Source organism: Nonomuraea sp. NPDC059007 (assembly GCF_042740555.1).
In the GTDB taxonomy this organism is placed as follows: domain Bacteria; phylum Actinomycetota; class Actinomycetes; order Streptosporangiales; family Streptosporangiaceae; genus Nonomuraea.
The window spans coordinates 25,461-35,241 of the sequence record NZ_JBHYJD010000079.1; the positions used below are offsets into that span (position 1 = coordinate 25,461).

Genomic DNA, 9,781 nt, shown 5'->3' on the forward strand with positions numbered 1-9,781 from the left:
GCGCTCGGGAAGCGGCGGATCCCAGCCGTCACCGGGAGCCCCGATCACTCCACCAGCACGAGCATCCTCACGCTCGGTGCTCACGGTCCTCGCGCCCCGGCCGGGCAAGACGTCTGCCGAGACGCTGCATGGGGCGTTCGAGAAAACGGTAGCTGAGCCAGCTACCCGGAATGATCACTAGGAGAAACAGAGTGCCGACGGTGATCTGCACCGGTGCTGCTGCCCATCTGAGATCTCCCACGAGCTGGATGATCACGGTGAGAAGGGGGAGGTGCAGCAGGTAGAGGGAGTAGCTGATCAGCCCGAGCCAGGTCAGCACCCGAGGCATGCGGGCCTCCCGTAAGGCCATCCCGCCCGCGAATGTGGCGCCCGCGAGCACGACCGTGGTGATCCAGACATCTGGCTGTACCCACCACCAGCCCGCGTTGAGCGCCCACACCGGGACGACGGCGACGGTGACTCCGGTCAGCGCCACCGGCCACAGGGGGCCCGACGCCCGATCCCAGCGCTGAATGGCCGCACCGGTGAACATCACGGCCAGCATCGCCATGCTGAACCAGGGAACTCGGCTGCTCAGCAGCAGCAGGCTCAACGCCATCGCCCCCAGGACGACGGCCGCCACCGTCCGGAACCGGCCCGCCATGACCGCGGCCAGGCCGAGGACGAACACCCCGAAAGACAGCCAGGCCACCCACGGGCCAGACAATGCCGGACCCGAGACGAATAGCCCAGCAACCAGGGCGGTCACGCCCAGAAGGACCGCTATCAGCCCGCGTCCCTTGCCCACACCGGTGACGAACAACGCCGAGGCCAGCAGATAGAAGACCATCTCGTACGACAGGGTCCACATCGTGTTGACGACCCCGGCCGAACCGACCACGTCGAGCAACATCGTGGCATGGGAGGCGATGGCGGACGGATCGCGCGGCACCTCCCAGCGGATGGGAATCCACCAGGAAAGAGCCAGCATGATGGCGATGACCACGACGTAGAGCGGATAGAGCCGGAAGAAGCGACCCACCCAGAAAGCCCGCAGGTCTCCGCGCTGCTCCAGGGACAGCGGAATGATGTAGCCGCTGACCAGGAAGAAGACGAGCACGCCGTACATGCCGATGTTGAACGAGATGGGGCGCAGCCACGGCATCGCCCACGTGAGCAAGTGCTCGGCGACGACGGCAACAGCACCGATACCCCTCAGGGCATCCAGCCAGGCAAGTCTGGAACCTTCGCTCTGCCGAGCGGTTTGGGGGGCGGCAGTCTGCGTGGGCGGTATGCTCCCCAACGCTAGCCGAGCCCACCGAGACGATCTTCAGGAGAAATAACGTCAGAGCGGCGAAAAGACTCCCAGGAAAAAACCAGAAAGCCCGGATAGCCTCCCTCGGCATGACATGGCAACGCATCGTGAACAAGGCGTTGGCCAGACACACGGGATACCAACTCAAGCGGCAGGAAAACCCGGAAACTCGAAATCGTGCTCAGGTACGGCCCCCGAAAGAACCCGAGATCGACAGGTTGCTCGTCGCTCCGGTGTTCATCCTGTGTCCGGTGCGTTCTGGCTCGACCCTGTTGCGCGCAATGCTCGACGCCCACCCTGAGCTTCACGCTCCGCACGAGTTGCACATCCGGCGGCTGGCGGTGGGTTTTGACACCCCGCTGGCCCGGCAGGCGATGGAGGAGCTCGGCCACAACCAGGCCGACCTTGAACATCTGCTCTGGGACCGCGTCCTCCACCGCGAGCTGGTACGCAGCGGCAAGCGCTATCTCGTCGACAAGACTCCGGCCAACGCCTTCGCCCACGCACGGCTGGCCACCTGCTGGCCCGATGCCCGCTTCATCTTCCTGCTCCGCCATCCCGCGTCCATCGCGGCGTCCTGGTACGAGGCCAGCCCCGACAAGCGCACCCGTGACGAAGCCGTGGCGGACGCCCTGCGCTACATGAAGGCCGTTCATCACGCGCGGCAGGTCCTGCCTGGGCTGACCATCCGCTACGAGGAGCTCACCACCGACCCCGAGCGGGTGACACGCTCCGTCTGCGACTTCCTCAACCTGGGCTGGAAACCGGACATGCTGCGGTACGGCCGGCCGGACGTGGTCCGCAAGGGCCTGGGCGATTGGAAGGACAAGATCACGTCCGGGAGTGTCCAGCCCGGCCGCGAGCTGCCGCCCCCTGAGGCCGTTCCCGAAATCCTCAAGCCGATGTGCAAGGCCTGGGGCTACCTACCGAAGGCGCGGCCATGAACATCCGCTTTCTCCTGCTTCATGCCTATGGCATGGGCGGAACCATCCGCACCGTATTGAACCAGGCCTCTGCGCTGGCCCGGCTCGGCCACGAGGTGGAGGTCGTCAGCGTGGTACGCCGCCGCCAGACGCCCCACTTCGCCATTGACCCCCGCGTAAAACTCGTCACCCTGGTAGACCAGCGCGACGGCGTACTCGCCGACTCCCTGCCCCGCAAAGCCTGGAGACGTGCGCGCGGGAAGATCGTCCCGCTTGGGGAGTTCGCCGCCGGCTACTTCACCGAACGGGTTGAAAAGGCTGTCATCGACTACGTCGCCGGCCTCGACGGCGGCATCCTGGTCACCACCCGCCCCGCGCTGAACCTCATCGCGGCCCGCCGCGGCTCCAAGCGTGTGATCAAGGTGGCGCAAGAGCACATGAACCTGGGCGCCTATAAGGAGCCGGTCCGCCAGGAGATCCTCCGCCACTACGGCCGGCTCGATGCGATCAGCGTGCTGACCCACCGCAGCCGGACTGAGTACCGCCGCACCCTGCCAGGAATTCCCGTCGTGCGCATTCCCAACGCCGTTCACGCCACTGACACCACTCCATCCACGCAAGAGCACCCCGTCGTCGTGGCAGCCGGACGGCTGGTCCATCAGAAGGGCTTCGACCTGCTCATCCCCGCCTTCGCCGAGGCGGCACACCAGCACCCGCAATGGCACCTGCGCATCTTCGGGACCGGCCCGAAACGCGTACAGCTGGAGGCCGCCATCCAGCAGCACGGCATGGCCGAGCGGATCCACCTCATGGGCCGCACCCCCGTGCTGGAGCAGGAACTGGCCGCGGCATCGATCTACGCGCTGAGCTCGCGCTTCGAGGGCCTGCCCATGGTGATGATCGAGGCGATGAGCCATGCACTGCCCGTCGTCGCCTTCGACTGCCCGACCGGCCCCGCCGACGCGTTGAGCGATGGCAGGAACGGCTTGCTCATCCCGCCCGAAGACGTGGGCGCCTTCGCCTTCGCGCTTGATGGCCTCATGGCCGGCAGGGACCGCCGCCTGCGGATGGGCGCTGCAGCCGCCGCCACGGCCCGTGATTACGCTCCCGACATCGTGATGCCGATGTGGGAGGACTTCTTCGGCGAACTGCTGAGCGGAGAACGCATCACCGACAGCTACTGGCCCTAGCGTGAACACGATCGCCGTGTTCGTCGTCGTGGCGGCAGGAGTGCTCGCCCCGTAAACCGTGCCCCCGGCCCAGCACCGCAGGGAAAGCAGTGTGGTGCACACGAACCCGTTGCTGCTGCAAACCCCTTCCTTGCGGACGACGGTGTCCACCCTGAGCACGGAGGAGGTCCGTGCCAGGCTCGGCGCATCCGATGATGGGCAGTTCCCGCTGATCGGCATGACCGAGCCGTTCTTTCGCATCGTGGTTTCAAGCCCCTCCATGGCCGAGACGGAGGCGGTACTCAGCAGCCGTCCTGGCCTGCGTGGCCGCCGATCTCGGCACTCGCCAATTCGACTCTGCTCCGACCGATGGGCGCGTGGCCGTCATGGACGTATATCGCCCCCGGCTCGAGATGACGGCAACCGGTGCCGCGTTCGTTGGTGCCAGCCTGGCCGGGCTGGCGGGGGCGTTCATCGTGCACCGGCGGAGCCGCGTACCCCTTTCGATCTAAACTGGGTCCCGCCGGAGTAGGCGGGAAGGAGTGCCAACATGGCGATCGACGCCTTCGACGATCCACCCGCCGAGGTGCTCACGGAAGTTGCCGGGGTGTTCGCGATGCTGGCCTCGCACCAGCGACTGCACATCGTCTGGGCACTGGCACAGAGCGAATGCGATGTCACCGGCCTGGCCGATCGTGTCGGTGGCGCACTGCCCGCCGTCAGCCAGCACCTTGCCAAGCTGAAGCTGGCGGGATTGGTCAAATCCCGCAGAGAAGGACGCCGCGTCGTCTATCTGGTCGACGACTCCGACGTGGTGGAGACGGTCCGCCTGCTCATCGGCCGGCGGAACGTGCACTCGATTCCGGAGTCCGCGCGTGGTCTGGGCGCCTGAGAGCCAGGCGCCCACACTCCAGCCCGGCCTGCGCCTGGACGATGTCTCCGGCTCCGCCCGCCACGAGCTGCTCAGGACGCTGTCCACCGGGCCGAAGGGGCTGACGGAGGCGCAGGCCGCAGAACGCCTTGCCGTGTACGGGGACAACACAGTGCCGACGCGTCGCCCGCCGCGCTGGCCATCGCGGCTGGTGCGCGCCGCACGCGATCCGTTCACGCTCGTGCTGCTGGGTCTCGGCGTGGTCTCGGCGGTGATCTCCTCTTGGGGTACGGCCTGCGTCATCGTGATCCTGGTCGCGGTGAGCTGCGTGCTGCGCGTGACCGGCGAGTATCGGGCGGACCGCGCGGCGGCGGCGCTGCGTGCGCTGATCCCGGCAACCACCACCGTCGTGCGCCGATCGTCTGCCACATCACCGTCCCGGGCTCGCGAACTGCCGGTCGAGGACCTCGTACCGGGGGACGTGATCAAGCTCGGGCCGGGCGACCTGGTTCCGGCTGATGTGCGGTTGCTGCGCTCCAGTGGATTCACCGTGTTGCAGGCGGCGCTCACCGGCGAGTCGGCACCCGCGCCGCTGCACGCCGTCGATCTGCCGCGGCCGGGTCAGCAGGATCACCTGTGCCGGCAAGGCGGGAGCGTCGCCTCGGGCAGCGCACAAGCTGTGGTCGTCGCCACCGGCGAGCGCACGGGCTTCGCCGGTGTGGACGCGGGCGCCGTCCCGGAGGTGTCGGCCTTCCAGCGATCGGTCAACGGTATCTCGTGGCTGCTGGTGAGGTTCATGCTGCTGGTGCCGCCGGTCGCTCTGGTGGCCGACGCGCTGGTCCGGGGACGTGGTTTGGAGGCGATGCCGTTCATCGTGGCGGTGGCGGTCGGGCTGACGCCGGAGATGCTGCCGGTGGTCGTCACCACCGCGCTGGCGCGCGGCTCGGCCACGCTGGCACGCGAGCGGGGCGTCATCGTCAAGAGCCTCCCGGCTCTGCATGACCTGGGCGCTGTCGACGTGCTGTGCATCGACAAGACGGGCACGCTGACCGAGGACCGGCCCGAGCTCCACCACGTCACCGGCCCCGACCCACGCGCGCTGGAGTGGGCGGCCCTCAACAGCTTCTGGACACTTCACCTGGCCGACATTCCCGTGCCGGACCCGCTGGATGAGGCGATCTTGCGGGCCGTACCCGATCTGGAGCCCGGCGAAGGGGTGTCGGCCAGACCGTTCGATCCGGCCTCACGGACATCGTCGGCGCTCGTGGGCTTGGAGGACGGCCACCTTCTGATCGTCAAGGGCGCGGCCGATGACGTGCTCGAACGATGCGCCGATCTACCGCCCGGCACTCGGGAGGAGGCCGCGCGGCTGGCCGAAGAGGGCCTGCGCGTGCTCGCCGTCGGGACGGCCCGGCGCCAACCGTATGACTCCAGGGTCGAGGACGGGCTCACCTTCGCCGGGCTCGTCGCGATGAGCGACGCGCTGGCGCCGGACGCGGCGAGCGCGCTGGCCGATCTGGCCGGGCGGGGTGTGGCCATCAAGGTTTTGACCGGTGACCATCCGGGCGCGGCTGCCAGAGCCTGTCATGACCTGGGTCTGCGCACGGACGCGGTCGTGGTCACCGACGACCTGCGGGAGCTGGACCAGGAGGAACTCGTCGACATTGCCCGCGGCGGGGTGATCTTCGCGCGCTGCACCCCCGCCGACAAGGCCCGGCTGGTACGGGCGCTGCGGGCCGGCGGCCACACAGTGGGCTTCCTCGGCGACGGGGTCAACGACCTGCCCGCCCTGCGCGCGGCACACGTCGGCATCTGCCCGCGCAACGGGGTGGACGTCAGCCGAGAGGCCGCCGACATCGTGGTCGCCGCCAAGGACCTGACCGCGATCGAGCAGGCGATCACGGGCGGCCGGGCCTGCACCGCCAACATCATCACCTACCTGCGGATCGCCCTGTCGTCCAACGTCGGCAACGTGATCGCGATGCTCGCGGCCGGAGTGGTACTACCGTTCCTGCCGATGCTGCCCGTTCAGGTGCTCGTGCAGAACCTGTGCTTCGACGCCGCCCAGCTCGCCTTCGCCTTCGACCGCCCAGCCGCCGAAACCCTGCGCCGCCCCCTACGGCTGAGACCCAACGGCCTCCTGCGGTTCATCGCCGCCTTCGGCGCGCTCAACGTCGCCGCCGACGTGACCACGTTCATCCTGCTGGACCGGCTCGTCATCGACGGCGGCCAAGCCGCTTTCCACACCGGCTGGTTCGTGGAGAACCTCTTCACCCAGGCCCTCATCATGCTGGTACTGCATCCAGGCCGCCGCGTGTCACGCCCCCTGTGGCTGGCCACCGGGGCGCTGATGGCCGTCGGGGTGCTCTTTCCGCTGTCCCCGCTGGCGTCCGCACTCGGCCTGGTCACCCTGCCCGCCTCCTACTACCTGCTGCTCTGCGCGCTCCTTCTGGTCTATGGCACTTCGCTGATGGTGCTGGCCCGCCTGCGAGAAACCCTGTGAGCCTGTTGCGCGTCAAAGATTCACGTGTGGGTATGACCTGGGCGTTCTCCAGCCGAGTCGTCTGGCGCGGCGAGCGGCTTTCTCACGGTGGATTGGGAGCGCCAGCCCTTGGCCAGACGTTAGGCAGGGTAGGTCGTAACTCCTACGGAAGGGCATCATGTACCGCTCACGAGAGCACGGGATCCTGGCCGGTGTCTGTGGCGGTCTCGCCGACAAGATGGGCCTGCCGCCCACCCTCGTACGGATCCTCTGGCTGTTGTTGTCGCTCATCCCCGGACCGCTCTGGGTGGTCTACATAGCCATGTGGATTCTCATCCCGCAAGAGCCGGAGAGCTGACCCACGACAGCATCCTCGATCGACGAAGTGCCGAGAGCAGTTGGACAGAAGCCGGATGCATCAGCACGTTCCACCGCGCCCGGCACATGTCATGATCAGGAAATGGAGAGGCCCACTGCCGAGTTCGGATGCCCGCTGACGCCCGAGCTGTCGTTCGATGCCGAGATCGCTGATTCCGGCACGGCCGTCAGCAGGTGCTCCAGTTTGGCGTTGACGCCCTGCAGCTCTCGCTTGATCGACTCAAGTTCGGCCTGCGCACGCGTCTCGGCCGAAGATGGCTCACCGTCGTACATGGCGTTGACCACGACCGCGATGAACAGATTCAAAGCCACGAACGTGGACATCAGGACATAGGCGATGAAGAAGATCCACGCCCACGGTTTGTGCTCCATCACCGCTTGGGCCACGTTGCCCCAGTCGTCACCGGTCATGATCTGGAACAGGGTGAACAACGATCGGGGCAGTTCGCCGAAGCGCTCAGGAACGATGTCGCCGAACAACTTGGTCGAGATCACCGCCGCGATGTAGATCAGGAGCATCATCAGGCCGATGATGGAGGCCATCCCAGGTACCGCGGCCAACAGCGCGGTCACCACACGGCGCATGCTCGGCACCGCCGAGATCAACCGCAGCGCGCGCAGGATGCGCAGCGCGCGTAAAACCGAGGTGGGGCCCATGGCCGGCACTAAGGCCACGGCCACGATGAGGGTATCGAACCAGTTTCATGGGTCGGTGAAGAACGACCTGCGGTAGGCATACAGGCGAGCCGCGATCTCGGCGGTGAAGATCACCAGCACGCCCCGGTCGATGGCGTAAAGCACGCCACCTACCCGTTCCACCAGATAGGGGCTGGTCTCGCAGCCGATGGTGATGGCGTTGAGGACGATGATGGCCCGCTGGACCCGCGGGTGTTCCAGAATGGCGCCGACGCGTTCTTGGCCTGACAACTTCGGCTGATCTCCTGAACGAGACCACACGAGGTGATCATCATGGGCATCGGGGGATATCTTGTGCAGGAGGGCATGCCGGACTCGATTTGCCGCATGTCGAGCCCTCCAGAGCGTTGAGGCGGTTCGAGAAGGCGTCCACATCCGCGGACACGACCACCCACAACGGTCCCGTCCCGAAAGAGCCGAGCGACGGGCCGGCGCGACGCTCGGCCCGTGGCCGTCCTCGCCTCCAGTCGCCTGACTGGCACGGAAGACCACCGGCCTGTTTACGCGCCCAGCCGCTCCTCGACACGGCTATCGACAGGCATCCATCACAACCCGAGGAGCGAACTGAGCTGCAGCAGCTCAGCGCCTCACGTTGGAGGAGCCCGTCAGACGACCAGGACCAGCTCGAAGACGTCGAGCAGGCACACTAGCGCCCAGAGCAACACGGCTGCGATCCTTCGATGTTCCGACCCCTGCATGCCTGAGCCTCCGGGGGAGAAAACCGGCAAATGCTTGCTGCATTGCGCAACTCTACAACTTATTGCGAAGTTGGTGACCTCTCCCTCCGGCCAGGTGCCGCTACGGCGCGGCTCGGGGCGGGCCGCATTCGACCCCGGGGTTGTAGCCTCACCCCTGCTACATTGCTTGCGCAAAGCTGCAAGTGTTCTCGGAAAGCTGAGGTGGCATGCGGAAGTCGAGTGTCTGGTCGGTGATCGGCTGGATGCTTCTGTCCGTGCTGGTGCCAGGCGCCGCCCACCTGCGGGCCGGACGGCGGCGTACGGGAACTGTCACCCTGTCGCTCTTCGCCCTCCTCATGACCGTCCTCGCGGTCGCCGTGATGACCAATGGGACACAACTGGCCGGACTTCTCCTCGACTCCGCCTGGGTAACCGGAGTGATCATCGCCTGCGTGGTGGGCGCCATGGCCTGGGGAGTCCTGGTGATCTCCTCCTATGTGGCGATGCGGCCCGGCCGCCTGCCGCGCCGTGCGCAGGCAGTGACCGGGGCGCTGGCAGGGCTGACCACGGTCGCCGTGACGCTTCCGTTCATGTGGGCGGGTGGCACCGCCCTCACCTCCAACGAGGCGATCGGCGAGGTGTTCAAGGAGGCGTCCCTTCCGGCCAGTCCAAGGCCTGCGGCCTCGGTCACTCCAACGACAAAGACGCTGCCGAGACAGGGCGTCTCGAAGCGCGGCTCCGCATGCGCCGCTTGAGATCACGACAACCGGGAAGGCGGCGGCATTCTGTCGGCCCGCCCGGCCGCTTCACGCCTGATGAGCACGTTCAGCTTCGCGGTGAGTTCGGCCTGCGTCCGCAGCTCGGCGGGAGAAGCCTGGGCGTCGTTCACTCCAGGAAGGACCGCACACGCTCTCGTACCGGCACGATAAGAGCTTCTCCAGGGGTCAAAGGAAGATCATCGCAAGGCGACGAGATTGTCCCCGGCCCCGGCAGAAGAGACACCGGTCAGATCAAATGAAGAGGAAGAGATTGGTGATGGCGTCCGTGCCCACGAGCCCAGAGTGCCGCCATGAAGGAGGCCGAACATGAGTGTGGCGCTCGGCCTGCTGGCCGTCTTCGTGCTCACCCTGGCCACCGGCTACTTCGTCGCTCAGGAGTTCGCCTACGTCAGCGCCGACCGGCTGACACTGTCGCAGCAGGCGGACCAAGGCGACAGGAAAGCGGCCAAGGCCGTACGCGTCATGGAGCGGCTGTCGTTCATGCTGTCCGGGGCCCAGCTCGGCATCACCGT

Annotated in this window: 10 protein-coding genes and 1 pseudogene; 7 read left to right on the plus strand and 4 right to left on the minus strand. The window is 66.9% G+C overall.

The window, feature by feature from the left end; translation table 11 throughout:
- Positions 1 to 67: 67 nt before the first annotated feature.
- On the minus strand, positions 68 to 1,282 hold the full coding sequence (locus tag ACFWY5_RS54870) for an acyltransferase family protein (protein WP_379639910.1): 1,215 nt from the start codon (positions 1,280 to 1,282) through the stop codon (positions 68 to 70).
- Positions 1,283 to 1,383: 101 nt separating this feature from the next.
- Between ACFWY5_RS54870 and ACFWY5_RS54875 the strand changes: the two genes are divergently transcribed.
- From ACFWY5_RS54875 to ACFWY5_RS54895, 5 genes are all read left to right on the plus strand, one after another.
- On the plus strand, positions 1,384 to 2,238 hold the full coding sequence (locus ACFWY5_RS54875) for a sulfotransferase (RefSeq protein ID WP_379639911.1): 855 nt from the start codon (positions 1,384 to 1,386) through the stop codon (positions 2,236 to 2,238).
- The gene (locus ACFWY5_RS54880) at positions 2,235 to 3,407 is read left to right on the plus strand and encodes a glycosyltransferase family 4 protein (protein WP_379639912.1); all 1,173 of its coding nucleotides are present in this window, start codon (positions 2,235 to 2,237) and stop codon (positions 3,405 to 3,407) included. Before ACFWY5_RS54875 ends, ACFWY5_RS54880 begins: the two co-directional genes overlap by 4 nt.
- A 529-nt stretch (positions 3,408 to 3,936) precedes the next feature.
- Positions 3,937 to 4,278 (plus strand): ArsR/SmtB family transcription factor, encoded by a 342-nt coding sequence (locus ACFWY5_RS54885; RefSeq protein WP_379639913.1) that lies wholly within the window; start codon positions 3,937 to 3,939, stop codon positions 4,276 to 4,278.
- The gene (mgtA, locus tag ACFWY5_RS54890) at positions 4,262 to 6,760 is read left to right on the plus strand and encodes a magnesium-translocating P-type ATPase (protein ID WP_379639914.1); all 2,499 of its coding nucleotides are present in this window, start codon (positions 4,262 to 4,264) and stop codon (positions 6,758 to 6,760) included. Before ACFWY5_RS54885 ends, mgtA begins: the two co-directional genes overlap by 17 nt.
- A gap of 157 nt (positions 6,761 to 6,917) precedes the next feature.
- Complete coding sequence (locus ACFWY5_RS54895; RefSeq protein WP_379639915.1) at positions 6,918 to 7,097, plus strand: PspC domain-containing protein; 180 nt, start codon at positions 6,918 to 6,920, stop codon at positions 7,095 to 7,097.
- A 95-nt stretch (positions 7,098 to 7,192) separates the two neighbouring features.
- Here the strand turns inward: ACFWY5_RS54895 and ACFWY5_RS54900 are convergent.
- Both ACFWY5_RS54900 and ACFWY5_RS54905 read right to left on the minus strand, forming a co-directional pair.
- Positions 7,193 to 7,807 (minus strand): annotated as a pseudogene (locus ACFWY5_RS54900) (ion transporter); the annotation flags it as partial.
- 12 nt (positions 7,808 to 7,819) lie between these two features.
- The gene (locus ACFWY5_RS54905; RefSeq protein ID WP_379639916.1) at positions 7,820 to 8,044 is read right to left on the minus strand and encodes a hypothetical protein; all 225 of its coding nucleotides are present in this window, start codon (positions 8,042 to 8,044) and stop codon (positions 7,820 to 7,822) included.
- A 673-nt stretch (positions 8,045 to 8,717) separates the two neighbouring features.
- Here ACFWY5_RS54905 and ACFWY5_RS54910 point away from each other — a divergent pair.
- Positions 8,718 to 9,245 carry a hypothetical protein gene (locus ACFWY5_RS54910; protein WP_379639917.1) on the plus strand — a complete coding sequence of 176 codons (528 nt, stop codon included), beginning with the start codon at positions 8,718 to 8,720 and terminating at the stop codon, positions 9,243 to 9,245.
- Between the two features lie 2 nt (positions 9,246 to 9,247).
- On the opposite strand, the gene ACFWY5_RS54915 is transcribed toward ACFWY5_RS54910, so the two are convergent.
- On the minus strand, positions 9,248 to 9,379 hold the full coding sequence (locus ACFWY5_RS54915; protein ID WP_379639918.1) for a hypothetical protein: 132 nt from the start codon (positions 9,377 to 9,379) through the stop codon (positions 9,248 to 9,250).
- 196 nt (positions 9,380 to 9,575) lie between these two features.
- On the opposite strand from ACFWY5_RS54915, the gene ACFWY5_RS54920 reads away from it, so the two are divergent.
- Positions 9,576 to 9,781, plus strand: a 206-nt coding sequence (locus ACFWY5_RS54920) for a CNNM domain-containing protein (RefSeq protein WP_379639919.1), incomplete at its 3' end; no start/stop codon positions are given.